General features: G+C 31.1%; 20 protein-coding genes. 11 read left to right on the forward strand and 9 right to left on the reverse strand.

What is annotated here, in order from left to right; translation table 11 throughout:
* Nucleotide 1: 1 nt before the first annotated feature.
* Together MK115_RS02095 and MK115_RS02100 are read left to right on the forward strand one after the other, a co-directional pair.
* Nucleotides 2-1,405 (forward strand): potassium transporter TrkG, encoded by a 1,404-nt coding sequence (locus MK115_RS02095; protein WP_287608751.1) that lies wholly within the window; start codon nt 2-4, stop codon nt 1,403-1,405.
* An 18-nt stretch (nt 1,406-1,423) separates the two neighbouring features.
* The gene (locus MK115_RS02100; RefSeq protein WP_011862125.1) at nt 1,424-2,128 is read left to right on the forward strand and encodes a potassium channel family protein; all 705 of its coding nucleotides are present in this window, start codon (nt 1,424-1,426) and stop codon (nt 2,126-2,128) included.
* Nucleotides 2,129-2,134: 6 nt separating this feature from the next.
* Here MK115_RS02100 and MK115_RS02105 read toward each other — a convergent pair whose 3' ends face one another.
* Nucleotides 2,135-2,437: a ribbon-helix-helix domain-containing protein gene (locus MK115_RS02105; RefSeq protein ID WP_011862126.1), complete on the reverse strand. Its 303-nt coding sequence runs from the start codon at nt 2,435-2,437 to the stop codon at nt 2,135-2,137.
* A gap of 117 nt (nt 2,438-2,554) precedes the next feature.
* On the opposite strand from MK115_RS02105, the gene MK115_RS02110 reads away from it, so the two are divergent.
* Together MK115_RS02110 and MK115_RS02115 are read left to right on the forward strand one after the other, a co-directional pair.
* Nucleotides 2,555-2,893, forward strand: coding sequence for a DUF8682 family protein (locus MK115_RS02110; protein WP_025943187.1), 339 nt, complete (start codon nt 2,555-2,557; stop codon nt 2,891-2,893).
* Nucleotides 2,894-2,927: 34 nt separating this feature from the next.
* Nucleotides 2,928-3,158: a DUF8665 family protein gene (locus MK115_RS02115; RefSeq protein ID WP_011817578.1), complete on the forward strand. Its 231-nt coding sequence runs from the start codon at nt 2,928-2,930 to the stop codon at nt 3,156-3,158.
* On the opposite strand, the gene MK115_RS02120 is transcribed toward MK115_RS02115, so the two are convergent.
* Nucleotides 3,136-3,312, reverse strand: a complete 177-nt coding sequence (locus MK115_RS02120) for a hypothetical protein (protein ID WP_187151072.1) — start codon at nt 3,310-3,312, stop codon at nt 3,136-3,138. The genes MK115_RS02115 and MK115_RS02120 overlap by 23 nt on opposite strands.
* 72 nt (nt 3,313-3,384) lie before the next feature.
* On the opposite strand from MK115_RS02120, the gene MK115_RS02125 reads away from it, so the two are divergent.
* Nucleotides 3,385-5,010 (forward strand): ABC-F family ATP-binding cassette domain-containing protein, encoded by a 1,626-nt coding sequence (locus MK115_RS02125; protein ID WP_287608761.1) that lies wholly within the window; start codon nt 3,385-3,387, stop codon nt 5,008-5,010.
* A gap of 111 nt (nt 5,011-5,121) precedes the next feature.
* Nucleotides 5,122-5,265 carry a DUF8642 family protein gene (locus MK115_RS02130; RefSeq protein ID WP_287608763.1) on the forward strand — a complete coding sequence of 48 codons (144 nt, stop codon included), beginning with the start codon at nt 5,122-5,124 and terminating at the stop codon, nt 5,263-5,265.
* Nucleotides 5,266-5,270: 5 nt separating this feature from the next.
* On the opposite strand, the gene MK115_RS02135 is transcribed toward MK115_RS02130, so the two are convergent.
* Entirely contained in the window at nt 5,271-6,392 is a 1,122-nt protein-coding gene (locus MK115_RS02135) for a trypsin-like peptidase domain-containing protein (protein WP_287608765.1), read from the reverse strand.
* 173 nt (nt 6,393-6,565) lie between these two features.
* On the opposite strand from MK115_RS02135, the gene MK115_RS02140 reads away from it, so the two are divergent.
* The 3 genes from MK115_RS02140 (at nt 6,566) to MK115_RS02150 (ending at nt 7,453) form a co-directional block, all read left to right on the forward strand.
* Complete coding sequence (locus tag MK115_RS02140) at nt 6,566-6,829, forward strand: DUF2973 domain-containing protein (RefSeq protein WP_075507111.1); 264 nt, start codon at nt 6,566-6,568, stop codon at nt 6,827-6,829.
* A gap of 24 nt (nt 6,830-6,853) precedes the next feature.
* Nucleotides 6,854-7,237 carry a DUF8663 family protein gene (locus tag MK115_RS02145; protein WP_025931256.1) on the forward strand — a complete coding sequence of 128 codons (384 nt, stop codon included), beginning with the start codon at nt 6,854-6,856 and terminating at the stop codon, nt 7,235-7,237.
* 69 nt (nt 7,238-7,306) lie between these two features.
* Nucleotides 7,307-7,453: a high light inducible protein gene (locus MK115_RS02150; protein ID WP_012006908.1), complete on the forward strand. Its 147-nt coding sequence runs from the start codon at nt 7,307-7,309 to the stop codon at nt 7,451-7,453.
* 4 nt (nt 7,454-7,457) lie between these two features.
* Here the strand turns inward: MK115_RS02150 and MK115_RS02155 are convergent, their stop codons facing one another.
* The 5 genes from MK115_RS02155 to MK115_RS02175 form a co-directional block, all read right to left on the reverse strand.
* Complete coding sequence (locus MK115_RS02155) at nt 7,458-7,799, reverse strand: hypothetical protein (RefSeq protein ID WP_287608771.1); 342 nt, start codon at nt 7,797-7,799, stop codon at nt 7,458-7,460.
* 11 nt (nt 7,800-7,810) lie between these two features.
* Complete coding sequence (locus tag MK115_RS02160) at nt 7,811-8,725, reverse strand: YihY/virulence factor BrkB family protein (protein ID WP_209132455.1); 915 nt, start codon at nt 8,723-8,725, stop codon at nt 7,811-7,813.
* A gap of 90 nt (nt 8,726-8,815) precedes the next feature.
* Nucleotides 8,816-9,616 (reverse strand): inositol monophosphatase family protein, encoded by an 801-nt coding sequence (locus MK115_RS02165; protein ID WP_287608772.1) that lies wholly within the window; start codon nt 9,614-9,616, stop codon nt 8,816-8,818.
* Nucleotides 9,617-9,618: 2 nt separating this feature from the next.
* Nucleotides 9,619-11,046, reverse strand: a complete 1,428-nt coding sequence (locus MK115_RS02170; RefSeq protein ID WP_287608773.1) for a TolC family protein — start codon at nt 11,044-11,046, stop codon at nt 9,619-9,621.
* A 25-nt stretch (nt 11,047-11,071) separates the two neighbouring features.
* Nucleotides 11,072-12,451, reverse strand: coding sequence for a TIGR03279 family radical SAM protein (locus MK115_RS02175; protein WP_287608774.1), 1,380 nt, complete (start codon nt 12,449-12,451; stop codon nt 11,072-11,074).
* 178 nt (nt 12,452-12,629) lie between these two features.
* Between MK115_RS02175 and MK115_RS02180 the strand changes: the two genes are divergently transcribed.
* Both MK115_RS02180 and nadB read left to right on the forward strand, forming a co-directional pair.
* Entirely contained in the window at nt 12,630-13,397 is a 768-nt protein-coding gene (locus MK115_RS02180; protein WP_287608775.1) for a DUF3120 domain-containing protein, read from the forward strand.
* Nucleotides 13,397-15,064, forward strand: coding sequence for an L-aspartate oxidase (gene nadB / locus MK115_RS02185; protein WP_287608776.1), 1,668 nt, complete (start codon nt 13,397-13,399; stop codon nt 15,062-15,064). Before MK115_RS02180 ends, nadB begins: the two co-directional genes overlap by 1 nt.
* Here the strand turns inward: nadB and MK115_RS02190 are convergent.
* The gene (locus MK115_RS02190; RefSeq protein ID WP_287608777.1) at nt 15,054-15,989 is read right to left on the reverse strand and encodes a vitamin K epoxide reductase family protein; all 936 of its coding nucleotides are present in this window, start codon (nt 15,987-15,989) and stop codon (nt 15,054-15,056) included. The genes nadB and MK115_RS02190 overlap by 11 nt on opposite strands.
* Nucleotides 15,990-16,072 lie beyond the last annotated feature (83 nt).

Consider the following 16,072-nt stretch of genomic DNA (forward strand, 5'->3'; position numbering starts at 1 on the left):
CGTGAAATTCACAAGTAAGGTTTATAAGTTAAAAGATGCTTACAAAAAGCTATCTGTACCTCAATTTACTATTGTTACAGGCTTGTTTATTATTTGCCTTGGAACTTTAATTTTGAGTTCTCCATTATGTTCATCTTCAAAGGTTGGTTTGTGGGAAGCATTTTTTACATCTACTTCTGCTATAACCGTTACTGGCTTAACCATAATAGATATTGGTGTTGATTTAAATTTCTTTGGCCAAGTTTTCTTGGCTTTTATGCTTTTATCAGGTGGTCTAGGATTAATGGCTATTACAACATTTTTACAAGGGTTTGTTGTAAAGGGGACAAAGCTAAGAACTAGATTAGATAAAGGAAAGACTTTAGATGAATTTGGAGTTGGAGGAATTGGTCGAACTTTTCAAAGCATTGCTATTACTGCGATTAGTATCATATCCTTGGGCGCAATTGTCTTATATTCTTTTGGATTTGTAGACATTCAAAATAATTGGGAAAGACTATGGTCCTCGATTTTTCACAGCATTTCTGCATATAACAATGCAGGATTTTCGTTAATGTCAAATAGTCTTCAAGACTATAGAACAAATTATTTGGTGAATAGTGTTTTTGTTTTTCTCATTGTTATGGGTGGATTGGGCTGGCGGGTTATTGATGATATTTGGAGTCATAAAAAAAATCTTTCTTATAAGAAATTAAGCCTTCATTCCAGACTAGTTATTAGGACAAGTTTGTCTCTAATATTGTTCGGATCATTAGGATTCTTTATCACTGAATCATTGCTAAATAGTCAATTTTTTAATGATTTAAATTTGTTTGAACGGTTAATGTCATCTATCTTCGAAACAGTTAGTGCAAGAACTGCAGGCTTTACAAATTTTCCGATTTCTTTGAACTCTATCTCAGATACGGGCCTCTTATTATTAATGACGCTTATGTTTATTGGAGCAAGTACAGGAGGTACTGGTGGAGGCATAAAAACAACTACATTTATTGCTTTAATGGCTGCAACTAGATCAACTTTAAGAGGTCAGAAAGATGTAATTATTAGCAATAGATTAATTTCAGATAAAGTTATTCTAAAGGCAGTTGGAATCACAGTTGGATCTTTGCTTTTTGTTCTTTTAATGGCAATGTTGCTTAGTACAACTAATACTTTTGTTAAAAAAGAATCATTCACATTCCTAGAAATTCTGTTCACTTGCATATCTGCATTTGCAACAGTTGGTTTTGATATTGGTTTAACTGCAAAATTAAATCATTTTGGTCAATTTATTCTTATTGTGGGTATGTTTGTGGGCAGACTTGGGATCCTTTTGCTTTTAAGTGCACTTTGGCAGGCTCTTTATAAGAGTAGAATAGATAGACAAAAGAGAATTGGCTATCCTAGGGCTGATCTTTATGTTTAGGATTGACTGAGTTTTATTATGGCTGATTGGTGGCAGTGGTCTCAAAAGAGAGAAAATGAAGCACTCACTTTTGCAGTTGTCGGCGTTGGAAGATTTGGAACCGCAGTTTGCAGAGAACTTATTAGTAATGGTGCTGATGTTTTGGCTGCAGATTATTCGGAAAAAGCTATTGATGATTTAAGGCAATTAGAACCTTCGATAGAAGCGAGAGTTGTAGATTGTACTGATGAAGAGTCTATGAAGGAATCGGGAATTCTTGAAATGAATACTGTTGTAGTGGGTATTAGTGAACCTATTGAAGCAAGTATAACTACAACTCTTATTGCTAAGGATAGTGAAGGTAGCAAAGTGAAAAGAGTAATAGCGAGAGCTACCAGTGACTTGCACGAAAAAATGTTAAAAAGAGTAGGTGCAGATAAAGTTGTTTTCCCATCTAGGATGCAAGGAGAAAGATTAGGTTTAGAACTAGTAAGACCAAACCTAATCGAAAGATTGGAACTAGATAATCAAACTGGTATAGATGAAATAACTGTTCCAGAGGAATTTATTGGAAGATCTTTAAGAGATTTAAATTTGAGGAAAAATTATTTAGTAAATGTTCTTGCTGCAGGACCTGCTGAAGAGTTAACAGTTAATCCTCCAGCAAAATATATTTTGGAAAGAGGAAATATTTTGGTAGTCATGGGTAAAACTGTAGATTTACAGAAATTGCCTCAAAATTAATTATTTTTAATCAGATTTTTTATAGTATCTAATCCTTTGAGGAGCTCTTTTTAATCTTCTGACGCTTTGTTTTTCAAGTTCATCTCTAAATTTATCAGTATTTAAATTATTTTCTGAAACAGGTGATTTACTTTCTTTTTCGAAATATTTTTTTATACCCTCTTGTATTAACACTTTTGCCATATTACTTACTGTCCTAGATTCATTATCGGCCAAAATAGTTAATTGCTCACATATTAATTCTGGAAGAACTACTTGAATTCTGGGGGATTTAGGCTTCCCATTAGTTGAGTTTTGGCGGGTAGCCATGAGTCAAAGTTGATAACTGTTACTTATTAGTATACACAGTTAGTCAAGGATACTATCTTTGTGTATATTATTAGTAAGGAAATTTATGTCCGTATCAATTAATTGTTTTATTGTCCCATGAAAAATTCAAGAAAAATTGATTCTCCTAAAAGGTCGATAATTGATAAACCGAAAAAAAGATTAGTCAATTCTGATTCTCACGATAATGAAAATAGTGATGTTTTGGTATCAGCTGTAATTAGTCCATATTTGTTAACTCATCTTCACCATATTCTTCAGCAGTCTGAGTATTATGCTCAAAAAGATGGTAGAAAATCTCACGCAGCTAACTTTGCGAAACTAAGAAAAGTTTTATGTTTAGACGCAAGAAGTATGGCAGATGCCTCTGCAAAAGAGATAAAAGATGTGGATAATGATTTATCTAATAATAAATATAATGAACAAAATGTAGCTTGAAGTAATAATCTATTAATAAATAGATTTTAAAAACATGTCCAGTAATGCTGAAAAGCTCTATAAGTTAATAGCCAACGATTCCAAAAAGAAACAAAGTCTGTTTATGACAGCCTTAACTAATCCCAAAAAAGCCTTAGATAAAATATGCGATATTGGCAACGAGTTAAATATTTCTGTGACTAAAGAAGAGGTTATTGAATATTTGAGTACTATTGATGATGAGGCAACTAAAATGTGGTTAATCAAGGCTCGAGGAGGTCTTTAGGAAAAGGTTTCGAATAATTATTATTTGGATTAGGAATAGGTTTTATTCTTTTGTTGTAGCCACCTCCACCAGCCAAAGTCCAAAAAAACCAATAACTTGGAATTGCAAGAGCTGCAGCTATGAAAATCACTACAATTTGTTCTATTCTTTTCATGATTTAATTTTATTCCACAAAATATTTTTTAGTAAATAAGCCACAGATTTTGTAAATTCTATTTTTAAAACAGTGATTAGATTTGAAGGTGTAAGCAAAATTTATTCTACAGATGTTGTTTTAAAAAATATTAGTTGGGAGATTAAGAAAGGAGAAAAAGTTGGCTTAGTTGGTTCTAATGGTGCAGGTAAATCAACCCAATTTAAGATTTTAATTGGAGAGGAAGAGCAAACAAGTGGAACGATCATCAAAGAGGGAAATCCTAAAATTGCCCATTTAAAGCAAGAGTTTGATTGTAATTTGAATTTTTCAGTGAGACAGGAATTAGAAAGTTCTTTTAAAGATATACAAATTGTTGCCATTAAACTTTTAGAAATTGAGAATAAAATGAAATCGTTGGATATAAAAAAAAATTCCGATGAACTTGAAATATTTGTAAATCAACTCGCAAAATATCAAGCAAAATTTGAAGCTTTAGGTGGTTATAAAATGCAATCTGATGTAGAAAAAATATTACCAAAATTAGGCTTTTCTATAGAAGATGCTGATAAATTAGTTGGCAATTTTTCAGGTGGTTGGCAGATGAAAGTTGCACTTGGAAAAATAATCTTACAAAAACCTGATTTACTTTTACTGGATGAACCAACCAATCATTTAGATTTAGAAACTATTTTTTGGTTGGAAGAATATCTATCATCGCTTAAAATTGCAGTTATAATAATCAGCCATGATAGATATTTCTTAGATAAATTATGTAAAAAAATAATTTTTGTAGATAGAGGAACATCTGAAACATATAATGGGAACTATTCTTTTTTTGTCGAACAGAAATCTTTAAATGAAGAATCACAAAATAAGGCATATCAATTACAACAAAAAGAAATTGAGTTACAGAAGAGGTATATAGATAGATTTAGAGCTAGTGCAACTAGAAGTTCTCAAGCAAAGAGTAGAGAAAAACAATTAAAAAAGATTTCTAAAATTGAGGCTCCCATAGCAAAATCAAAAAGTCCTGTTTTTAATTTTCCAGAGTGCCCTCGCTCAGGAAAATTAGTTCTAAATATCAAAAATTTGTCTCATAGTTTCGAGGATAAAATTCTTTTTTTAGATATTAATTTAAAGATTTCTTCTGGGGAGAAAATAGCAATATTGGGACCTAATGGCTGCGGCAAATCTACATTGCTTAAAATTATTATGAAAAAAATATCTCCTGAAATTGGAGAAATTAATCTTGGTAAACATAATATAATTACTAGCTATTATGAACAGAATCAGGCTGAAGCACTTTCACTTGACGAAAGGGTTATTGATTTAATATGTAATAAGTCTCCAGAATGGTCCCAAAAAAAAGTTAGAACATTTTTAGGGGGTTTTGGCTTTCAAAATGAAACTGTTTTTAAATATATTAAACAACTCAGTGGGGGAGAAAAGGCAAGATTAGCATTGGCGCTCATGATTATTAATCCTAGTAATTTCCTTCTTTTGGACGAACCAACTAATCATTTGGATCTGCAATCTAAGGAAAACTTAGAATTAGCAATTAAAAATTATAAAGGTTCATTATTAATCATTTCTCATGATCGGTATTTTATTTCAAAGGTTGCAAATAGAATTATTGAAATTAAAGATTCAAAGTTATTTTCATATGATGGTAATTACGAATATTTTTTAGAAAAAACTCAAAGCCAAAAAATTTGATTACTTTTAATAAAATTTACAATTGGCTAAGTAAGATCACTCATTTATCTTTACATAGTTTACCTTCCCTTATTAATCTTAAAAATACAAAAATAGTTTTTAATAATTTAAATGAAAAATTACGATTTCCAAGAAAAACATTTTCAAATTTCTGATCCTATTGAAAGTTATTTTGAATGCATTACTTCCTGCGATATAAGGGATGGTAGATGTATTTCTAGATGTGTGGAAATATTGAAAAGTAATGACAATTAAATTTTTTAGTTATTTTGTAGATTAGTAATATCAGTTGGTATTACTTTAAATTTAATAAATTTATTTTTACGCTTTAATAATATATTTATTTGTTTTTTGATACCATTTTTACTAATTTGTTCTATTACGTCTGATGCGGTTTCAATATCTTTATTGCCTATTTTAATTAAAATATCATCTATCTTGATTCCACTTTTTTCAGCTGGACTGTTCGGTACTACATATCCAACTTTTACGACATTATTTTTTCTCTCAGAAATACTTTCTTCTATTAGGCTAATTCCAATCATAGGATGTATTACTTTCCCATTGTTTAAAAGTTGATAGGCAATTTCCTTAGCTTTATTAATTGGGATTGCGAAACTCAAACCCGCTCCTGGACCTGATCTTATCAACGTATTAATACCAATTACTTCTCCATCGCTATTCAACAGTGGACCTCCAGAATTGCCAGGATTAATAGCAGCGTCTGTTTGTATCAGTTCAAGTTTTTTATCATATATTCCTAATTGAGTTACGTTTCTATTTAGATTACTAATAATACCAAGCGTAACTGTGTTTTCCAGTCCGAATGGATTTCCAACTGCTATAGCCCAATCACCAACTTTAATCTTTGCAGAATCGCCCAATTTTGCTTTTGGCCAAGGCCCTTTCCCTTCAATCTTTAGCACAGCTAAATCAGTAAAAGAGTCTTGGCCTATCAGTTTAGCGTTTAATTTTTTGCCATTGGTTAAACCAACAATTACCTTATCTGATCCATTCACTACATGAGCATTGGTCATTACAAGTCCATCTGCAAATATAAATCCACTGCCTTGGTTTTGCTCTATCCTTGGTCGATTGTCATTAGGTAAATCTAATCCAAAAAATCTTTCAAAATATGGGTCTAGAAATAGTTGAGAATTTCTTGGAAATTTTCTTTTTTTAACATATCTTTGAGTATCAATTGTCACCACAGCTGCACCGGTTCTTTCTACAGCTTTAGTTATGAAAGATTTGTTTGAAAATAAACTAACTTCATTAATTTTTGGTTTGCTTAATGGTTGGGATATTACTTTTGCAGGATATGTAATGCCTACTGGAATTAATGAGACGATTAGTAATAGCTTTTGGATGTATCTTTTCAATTTTGATTTTCTTATGTTTTTCGAGAGATGTAATCCACCATACTAGTGTAATTTAAATATAACTAGTAATTTAATTAATTGAATCTAGAGAATAATTTAGTGACTTAAAATAGCTAAATTTCTTTTTTTCGGGCTATGATATTAAACATATAACCAACTAATTTATAAATTCAATGACTATTCTATTTCCAATTATATATTCTGCGGCCTTAACTTATTTAGTGTGGAAAGCTTTTAAAGTAATGTCTAATGGCTGGGGTATATCCGATAATAAAAATAAACGTTTCAGTACTTCCAGTTTTAAACAAAAAAAGTACACAATACATCCAGAACTTTTAGATAAATCAGGAAACATAACAGAAGAGGAGTTATTAACAGTAAGATTTTCGAACGACAATGACTCTACATTAGAAGAAAAAGGTTCAACAACTGATTAATCAAATTACATTTAAGGAAAAAAATTGGAATTAAGAACAAAAATTGTTTCAGCGGTAATAAGATCTCTCAAATTGCCACCAAGGTTTCGTTTGAAAATGGTTAAAGAAGATCCAGTGAGACTTGAACTAAGTCTTACTCCTTCTTACGGTAAAAATCCAGTTATTGTTGGTATAGTTGAATCTTTAGACTTAGTCGCGCGAAGAGATAGAGAAGGTAGACTCCCTAGAGATCTTCAAGGGACTTGGGACTGGACTGTAAGACATGGAAAAGTTAGTACTGGAGGTTGGAATCCTATGTTAAAAGAAGCATTGCAAACAATGTTTGATACAGGATTGCCAGCCATTGTATATGAGGAATTAACTGGAGATGAGTATCGACCTGTTGATGGTGTAAGACATGTTAAATAAATAATTAATTATTTATCATAAATTCTTCCTTAAAACGTTAAAATAATTTGATAGATAATCTAGTTAATTATGAATAATGACAATCAACCAAGATTTGGCTTTGTAAATTTTGCAGAAACTTGGAATGGCCGTATGGCAATGATGGGTATTTTGATTGGACTTGGTACTGAATTAATTACTGGACAAAGTATTCTTCGACAAATTGGAATAGGTTAGTATTTTACTTAATTTCTTCTGCTTTAACATCAATGGTACTTTCACTAGGCTTTTTATCTAATTGATTTTTCTTATTTATATTCTCTAAATCTGCACCGCAATTCATGCAGGTTTCACTTAAACCTAATGATATTGCCCCACAATTACTGCATGTATTAATTTTAGATTTGTAAGAGTTAAAACCCATAAACACTAAAACTAATAATAGAAGAGGAATTAAAAATAAAAGAAGTAGGATATTTCCAACAAAGCTAATGAAAAAGTTAAATCCAAAAATTGGAATAACGATAAGTATGATTAATGAGTAGGTAAGAAGATTTTTATTAGCTTTAAGAAAATAATTCACCTTAGTTATCCTTATCTATAATTTCTTTTTTTATTTACTAAAGTCATACTAGCAATTACTACGCTCCAACACTGTCCAAAATATAAAATCACTCCTAATAGCCATACCCACAAAGTAAGTACTAGAAAACCTCCAATAAAACCGTATGCTTGAAATCTTACTCCAAGTGAGAGAATACTTTTACTTACTGCTAGGTTCAAAGTGGTTAGGCCAATTCCAATAAGAAAAGATCCAGGTAACAGTGGTTTCAATGGAACTTTTCTACTGGGTAAAAGTGCTTGTAATAAAAGAGCCATTAAAGAAAAGCCAATTAGTGGTATTGCAAACTGACCAACTTGTAATAACGGCAACTTTAATAATAAATCAGAAATAAGATTATTAGATTTTGAAAGATTTTCTAAAACGTTACTTGGGATCATCCTAAGATTTGCACTAATTTGATCTAGTACCATTAAAAAACCAATAAAGAATACTATTAAAAAGGCTTCAACTCTATTTCGGAGAAACTTCGAAGCTTGCACTCTCCAAGCAGCATTAACTTTTTTAGAAGGAATTTCGTCCTCCCAAAGCCTATCCGAACCTCTTTGAAGAGATAGATATGCATTTCCTGCTGTAAAAAGCAAAAACATAGCCCCAAGAATACCTGCTCCAAAACCTTGATCTATCAAATTAAATAATGTTGTCTCTACTAACTCAACTACTGAAGGAGGTAAAAGCTGAGCAGCAATGGCAATTATTTGTTGATCTAATCCTTCTTGTTTTCCTAGGAACCATGAAGCTATTGAAAGAGAAATTAGAAGGATGGGAAAAAATGATTGAAGTGTGTAGTATGCAAATGCAGCGCTTAAATCAACACAATCAGATTTGCTCCATCGCTCACAAGCTCCCCATAAACTTTTCAGTATCCATGTTGAACTTCTCTGCATATTAATTTTCTTCAAATATTTATTTATTTACTTAATTTTTATTGTATCTGATTAAGAAATTTTTCAAGCAATTTTTTATTTATGATGCAACTATTTTTCTAATAATAAATTGCCCCATGGCTTTAAAATTTCAAATTTTTCTATAGATCTACAAGCAATTAATGGAAAATTAACATCGCTCAAGTCTTCTCCTGAAACTAAATTTAAAGGATCTGTTTCTAACCACTCTATAGAACAATTGAGTTCTTCTAATAGCAGCCAGGCTGCTGCAATATCCCATATCTTAGGGGTTGATTCTATTGCTCCGAAAGTTTGTCCCATCGCTACACTCGTAAGATTTAAACTCGATACACCTAAGAGTCTGATTTTGCCAGGAAATACTGAGTTTGGTTTTTTTTGTAAAATTTTTATTGATCTACTACATAAAGAAATGCATTCACTTTGACGATTATTTTGGCTAGGATCTATTTTCTTGTTATTTAACCAAACCCCTTTACCTTTAATGGATACAAACTTTTTTTTCAATGTAGGAATTATTAAAAAAGAAGATTGTGGTTTACCATCAACGAACCTTGCTACAGATATAGACCAGTAAGGAATACCTGCAGCAAAATTTGTTGTCCCATCGAGTGGATCGACCACCCAATAAGCTTTTGAATTTGGAATTAACTTTTGCCCTTCTTCACTAAGGACGCCTTCACCTGGAGCTATTGAAGCTAAGCCATCTACGATTGTTTTGTCACTCCATAAATCACAACTTGTTAATAATGATCCATCTGCTTTATTGCTGGCGCTAATATTTCCAAAATCTTTTGTTTGACGTTGACTAACCAATTCAAATAAAGAATCTAATTCACTTAGTTGCTTATTAGTTAAATTTGGTGGATTCATCTTTATATATTGCAAATAGACTCTGTATCTTTAATTTTAGTATTATTACTACCCAAACAATTTTTACTTTTATCAAGGAAAGTTAATCTTTCTAATTCATCTATATTCAGATTGTAATTATATATTGCATTAATATTTTTTGATTTCGCATTACTTAATTCACTTTGCCTAACAAGAACATCTTTTAGAGTTGATATTCCGACATCATATCTAAGTCTGGAAAGCCTTACAGACTCTTTGCTAGATTCAATTTCTTTAAGAGAAGAGATTATTTTTTCTTCATTTAATTTAAGATTTAAATAGGCTTTACTAATACTTGTGGTTAAAACATTTTTTAGATTTTCATAAGCATATTTTTCGGATTCTGCATCTGCTATTTTTGATTTGTAGGAGTTCTTATTTTGTCCGCCATCAAAAATACTCCATGCAAAATTTAGACTTATGGTATTTGTATAATTAGATCCAGATTTTTCAGAGTCGATATTAGTTGCTAGAGAGTCACCCTTTGAAAATGTACTAGATAATGAATTACTGATATAGATATTTGGCTTATTTTGAGCTAAAAAGCTCTCTGCTTGGCTCTTTTTGATTGATTTTTGAAGAATAAGGTTTTTTAAGGAAAGATTTTTATCCAAACCTTCATTAATATTCTTATTCAATTTATGATTCCAAAACCCTATAAGATTTTGCTCTTTATTAGTTTCGAAATCTCCCTTAACATTAAGAATCTCTTTAAGAGAAATTTTATTAATTTCATGTTCTATTTTCTTTTCATTAAGTGATTGTTGATCTCGAGATAATTGAGCTTCTGCTTCAAGAACTTCAAATTTTGTACCAATTCCAGCATCTAGCTTCGCTTTAGCATTTTCTAAACTTGTAATTGATAAATCAAGTGTGAATTTTTTATTTTGAATATCTTGATATGACTTTTTGTATTTGTGATATCTGATTCTTGCTTCTTGAATTAAATCTTTTTTCTTAATCTCATAATTATTTTCTGCAATTTTGTAATTTGTTTTGGCAATTTTAATTTCAGATCCTCTTAGCGGGGCAATTACATCCCATTTAATATTCAGGGAGGGATTAGCCGTAAATTGTGATGTTTTTAAAGTAGGTGAATTGCTATTGTACTTTTTACCTGCGACATATTTTGGTAACCCATTGGCTTGAAAATCTAAGGATGGGTATCTTTTGGCAATTTGACTGGAAAGATTAAAGCTTGCAGAGGCTACTAGGTTTTGTAATGATTTTAATTCTTGATTATTTAATACAAGTTTTTCTATTTCTTGATAATCAACAAAAGTAATATTTGATTTTTCTTCTAAAACATTATCAATGTAATTTTTTGTTTCGCTCGATAGAACATTAAAGGTATTCATACTTAGAGTAAGCGGCAATAATAAGAAAGGATTTATTACTCTTCTAAGCATGTTTTATAGTTTCGAAAATATTCGATTAACCAATCAAAGTATTAATAATATCATTTGAATCATCAAGAACGTGAATTTTAGTATTTATTTGATTCTCAACTTCTTGAATATTTTTATCATCTAAAAATAAATCAGTATTAATTTTTAACATAATAGATGGTATGTAAACAGCTTCTCCTAAATCCTTATTTTTCAGCCCGTAAATTAGATCTTCTCCAGTAAGAAGACCTGTAACAACTTGATCTTGACCCCAATAAATACTTGGCAAACCATATAAATTAATTGTTAATCCATTAATTAAGTTTAATTTCTTAACTGTAGGAATTAGGGCTTCATAAACTAATTTACCAACAATCCAACTAACTTTTTTTGGCTTTTTTACTTTTTGGGGTAGGTTTTGAGTCTTCTCTCTTAATGCTTCTAGAAAGTTTCTAATAGTCCCAACTCCATTAGATTCTTGTGGCATATTTTCGTAGGTTTTGTAACTAGGTAAATTTGTACCAGCAATTAAATACCATTCGTCTGCTAGCCAACAAAAACGAGTCCCAAGAGTAATTTGTAGAGAGGCTTGAATTCTCTCTACTTGTTTAATAGTTTTTTTTGCGTATTCTGGGCTTATTGATTTCAATCCATCATTTTCAGGTCTAAATTTTGTAAGTCCTACAGGAACTATTGCGACTGAAAGTACTGTTTGAGAGGTTTTTTTGTAGAATTCAGCAAGTTCCAAAATTGATTTCTCAAGAATATCCCCATCATTTATATCTGGACAAACAACAATTTGAGCATGTATTTGAATAGAGTTTTTTTCAAACCACGAAATTTGATCAAGTATCACTCCTGCTTTTTTATTTTTTAATAATTTTTCTCTTGTGGCGGGATCAGTAGCATGAACTGAAATAAAAAGTGGGGATAGTTTTTGCATAGCAATTCTTTCCCAGTCTTCTTTTTTTAAATTCGTAAGAGTTAAATAAGAGCCATATAGGAAACTTAATCTATAATCATCATCTTTTATATAAAGGCTTTTTCTTTTACCACTTGGCTGTTGATCAATAAAACAAAATGGACATCTATTATTGCATTGCTTGATTGAATCAAATAATGCATCTTTAAAATTTATACCTAAATTAACGTCTTGATCTTTTTCAATATTTATATTGTGAATCTCATGATTTTTATCTAAAACTGATATGTCTAAAATTTCTTCACTAATCAGAATCTGATAATCAATTAAATCTCTTGGTTTTTTCCCATTAATACTAATAATTGAATCACCTGATTCAAATCCTATTTCTTCAGCAATAGAATTAGCTTCAATACTTTCAATTTCTGCAGGGTTTATTTTATAAGTAATATTAGGAACCAAAAGATCAATGGGATCTTCCGTGTAATTAATTTCTTGCCACACAATTTAAGGCCAAATACTCTTATTTATATTTATTCTAAACTTATATATGACTCAAAGTGTATTAAATACTTTTAAAAAACTAAATATAGGTGTGAAATTATGGGCCTTTTATTTATTAAAATATGGCATTCGCAGTTTTCTAAAACACGATTTAGATTAATTAAAATAACCTTTTTCATTGAAAGAATTAATTACAAAAAATTTAGAAGTAAAAGATAAATTCAACTATGAATCCCATAAGACAGTTGATTCATACGAAAATAGTTTTTTATCAAATCCTATATCTTTAAGATTGTGGTCTTCTTTTTTTGTAATTTTACCTATTTTTGTTCAAGCCCCTTGGGTTAGATTAGAACCAATAAGTGCTCTTTGTTTTACTTTTGTTATTGTCTTAGTGGCAATTGTTTTGAATCAGAAAGGATCAAATAAGTGGTTTATTGTCAGTTCATTATTACTTGGTATATCAGGTAGTTGGCTTGGTGGATGTTTGTTCTGGGGATGGTTAAGCCCATTTCCTATCCTACACATACCTGTTGAAGCTGTAGTTCTCCCATTAGCTTTAATTGGATTTGGTACTAATTGGAAAATAGGTTCAAGTTTTTATATCTCTTCTTTATTTGGAACCGCAGTTACCGACATTACAATATTTTTAATCGGAATCATGGATCAATGGAGGCAGGTAATTACAGCAGATTCTGAAAATGCACCCATGATTCTTCAAAAAACTTCAGAGAGTCTTATTCAAATAAAATCATTATCTATTATCGTTTTTGTTGCTCTTATACTTTGGTTTATTTCAAAAGAAATTTTAGATTCTGGCACAATTAATACTACTAGTGGTAAAGCACTCTTAGTTTCTGGTTACGTAATTCAAACGACATTAATTGTTGATGGTATTTTTATTGTTTTAGCAATTCTGCAACCAACTTTTAGTGGATTGGTTTAATGTTAAGGCCTCCATTTTCGCAAGAACCGATACCAATAAATAATTGGGATGTAATCGTTATAGGCGCTGGAGCTGCTGGCCTTATGACTTGTCTTGAATTACCCTCAAATTTAAAAGTGCTTCTTTTAAATAGAAATACTAGTAAGGTATCTTCCAGTAGATGGGCTCAAGGAGGAATTGCATCTGTTGTTAGACAAGATGATTCATTTGATCTTCATGCTGAGGATACTTTAAAAGCAGGTGATGGACTATGTGATTTTCAAGCTGTAGAAATGCTAGTTAAAGAAGCTCCAGGTTGTGTAGAAAGGTTGCAGAATTTAGGGATGATTTTTGATCAAAGTTCTGATCAACTAGCTACTACCTTGGAAGCAGCCCATTCACGAAGAAGAGTCTTACATGTTAAAGATCGTACTGGACGAGCATTAGTTGAAGTTCTAGAAGATCATATTGAGAATCAAAAAAATATTCTTCACTGCAGGGGTGTAAGAGTAACTGAACTTCTCATTGAAAATAAAGAATGTAGAGGAGTTCAGGTTCTTGATGGAGCAAATTTATATTGGATTAAATCTAGAGCTGTTGTTTTGGCTACAGGTGGGGGTGGGCACTTATTTACAAATACAACAAATCCTGCTCAATCCTCTGGTGAAGGGATTGCTCTTGCATGGAAAGCAGGAGCTGCTATCGAAGATTTAGAGTTCGTGCAATTTCATCCAACAGCTTTAAAATTTTATGGTGCACCTTGCTTCTTAATATCTGAGGCACTTAGAGGGGAAGGAGCGATTTTAGTTGATAAAAATGGTGAAAGTCCAGTTAAAAATCTTGAAAATCGTGATCTAGCTACTAGAGATCAGGTAAGTAGAGCAATTATGAAAAATATGCATGATAATAATGTAGATCATGTTGGCTTAGATCTTCGGTATATTGACCCAGAAAAAATTGTAGAGCGCTTCCCCACGATCTTAAGTCGATGTCAGGATTATGGCGTTAACCCTTTAAATGAGGTTATTCCCGTAGCTCCTGCAGCTCATTATTGGATGGGAGGTGTTAAAACTGATCTAAATGCATCTTCAACAAGAAAAGGATTATATGCCGTTGGAGAAGTTGCTTCTACAGGTGTGCATGGTGCTAATAGACTGGCAAGTAATTCACTGATGGAGTGTCTTGTTTTCGCAAGAAAAATGTCTTCAATTGTTTTGAATGACCTTTCTAAATTTGAAAAATTTGATAGATCATTTCAAGAGTTTGATATTGAAGATCCTAAAGAAGATCAAATTTCTATAATTGCTGAAAAAATTGATGAACTAAGAAAACTATGTTGGTTAAATTTAGGTGTATCTCGAAATAAGGTAAATATGAGTAAATTTTTAAATTACATTCAAAATGATATAGATAAATTAAATAAAAATGATTTACTAAATAGTCTTGAAAAAATAAAATTTGATCAAAAAATAAAACTTAGTGAACGCAATAGAAGAGCATTAAATCTTTTACTTGATTTAAAGAATAGACAAATAACCACCATAACTTTATTAAAAGCTTGTCTATTTAGAGAAGAAAGTAGAGGAGGGCATTATAGAGATGATTTCCCTGATAAAGATAAAAATTGGGAATGCCATACTAGACAACAGTTAGATCAAAAAATTCAAAAAAGATTTATTAAAAATTAAGATCTCCCTGATAGTCGGTTTTTGTTGCTAATTCATTTAAGTCACGCGTACCACTAATAATTTCTCCATTTATTTCCCAAGAAGGAAATCCACTGATTCCTTTCGTTTGGCATAGCTCATACTCATTATCTTTACCATCTTTAGCACACTCAACTACTTTTAATTCTTTAACTGCTTCCTTACCAAATAATTGTTTCTGATCGTGGCAATGCGGGCACCAGTATGCACTATACATAACAATATTGTTTTCACTTAAAAATTTTGCAAACTTTACCTTCTGGGGAGAGCTTGAAGTGGTAATTATTGGCGATACATTTTCAGTGGGGTTTGCAACATCAATAGCATTAGAGGGGTCAACGTTTGTTGACCAAATTAGGCCCCCCAGCAGGACACTAATGGCTACAATGAAACCTCTAAAAATCATAGGTTCTCTACTTTCGAACTTTGCTCCAATCATAGAAATTATAAAGATAGAAAACGATAAAATTGCTGAAAGTATACAAAAAAAGCAATATGCTTGAATCTTAAAAAACATTATATTTATCAATAAAAAGCTAAATGTTGATGACGCACAAGAAATTAGAAATACTAACCACCATAAAAACTTATTTAGTTTTTCTTTTGGGGAAATTAAATTAAGCGAGAGTATTATTGTGATAACTAATATTGATAAATATGTTATAAATCCAGCTAATGAGAGAGGTATATTAACTTGATTATTTTCAAATAAAGTACCCCAAGGACTATTTAAAACTGTTTCACAACCATTTTGTATCCCTGGGCATGAAAGCGAAGTAAATAATCCCCAGTTTTTTAAAGTAATCGAACCTGTATCAACTATGCCTATAGTGCTAAGAATTGCGATTATGATTTTTGGCCATTTCAAATCTTTTTTATTTCTTCTGTTTAAAGTCTTAAGGGCCATACAAAAAGAAAGTTTGTTATTTACATTATCTATCCTAATATTATCTTGGCATGAGAGTTATATACGAAATGCTGTTTAAATCT

This window comes from Prochlorococcus sp. ALOHA_ZT_50 (genome assembly GCF_022447305.1).
GTDB lineage: Bacteria > Cyanobacteriota > Cyanobacteriia > PCC-6307 > Cyanobiaceae > Prochlorococcus_A.

Bases quoted from the DNA above. Each gene is read 5' to 3' on its own strand.
- MK115_RS02100 (WP_011862125.1), top strand. From the start codon at position 1,424: ATGGCTGATTGGTGGCAGTGGTCTCAAAAGAGAGAAAATGAAGCACTC.
- MK115_RS02105 (WP_011862126.1), bottom strand. From the start codon at position 2,437: ATGGCTACCCGCCAAAACTCAACTAATGGGAAGCCTAAATCCCCCAGA.
- MK115_RS02110 (WP_025943187.1), top strand. From the start codon at position 2,555: ATGAAAAATTCAAGAAAAATTGATTCTCCTAAAAGGTCGATAATTGAT.
- MK115_RS02115 (WP_011817578.1), top strand. From the start codon at position 2,928: ATGTCCAGTAATGCTGAAAAGCTCTATAAGTTAATAGCCAACGATTCC.
- MK115_RS02120 (WP_187151072.1), bottom strand. From the start codon at position 3,312: ATGAAAAGAATAGAACAAATTGTAGTGATTTTCATAGCTGCAGCTCTT.
- MK115_RS02130 (WP_287608763.1), top strand. From the start codon at position 5,122: ATGAAAAATTACGATTTCCAAGAAAAACATTTTCAAATTTCTGATCCT.
- MK115_RS02140 (WP_075507111.1), top strand. From the start codon at position 6,566: ATGACTATTCTATTTCCAATTATATATTCTGCGGCCTTAACTTATTTA.
- MK115_RS02150 (WP_012006908.1), top strand. From the start codon at position 7,307: ATGAATAATGACAATCAACCAAGATTTGGCTTTGTAAATTTTGCAGAA.
- MK115_RS02160 (WP_209132455.1), bottom strand. From the start codon at position 8,725: ATGCAGAGAAGTTCAACATGGATACTGAAAAGTTTATGGGGAGCTTGT.
- MK115_RS02165 (WP_287608772.1), bottom strand. From the start codon at position 9,616: ATGAATCCACCAAATTTAACTAATAAGCAACTAAGTGAATTAGATTCT.
- MK115_RS02170 (WP_287608773.1), bottom strand. From the start codon at position 11,046: ATGCTTAGAAGAGTAATAAATCCTTTCTTATTATTGCCGCTTACTCTA.
- nadB (WP_287608776.1), top strand. From the start codon at position 13,397: ATGTTAAGGCCTCCATTTTCGCAAGAACCGATACCAATAAATAATTGG.
- MK115_RS02190 (WP_287608777.1), bottom strand. From the start codon at position 15,989: ATGGCCCTTAAGACTTTAAACAGAAGAAATAAAAAAGATTTGAAATGG.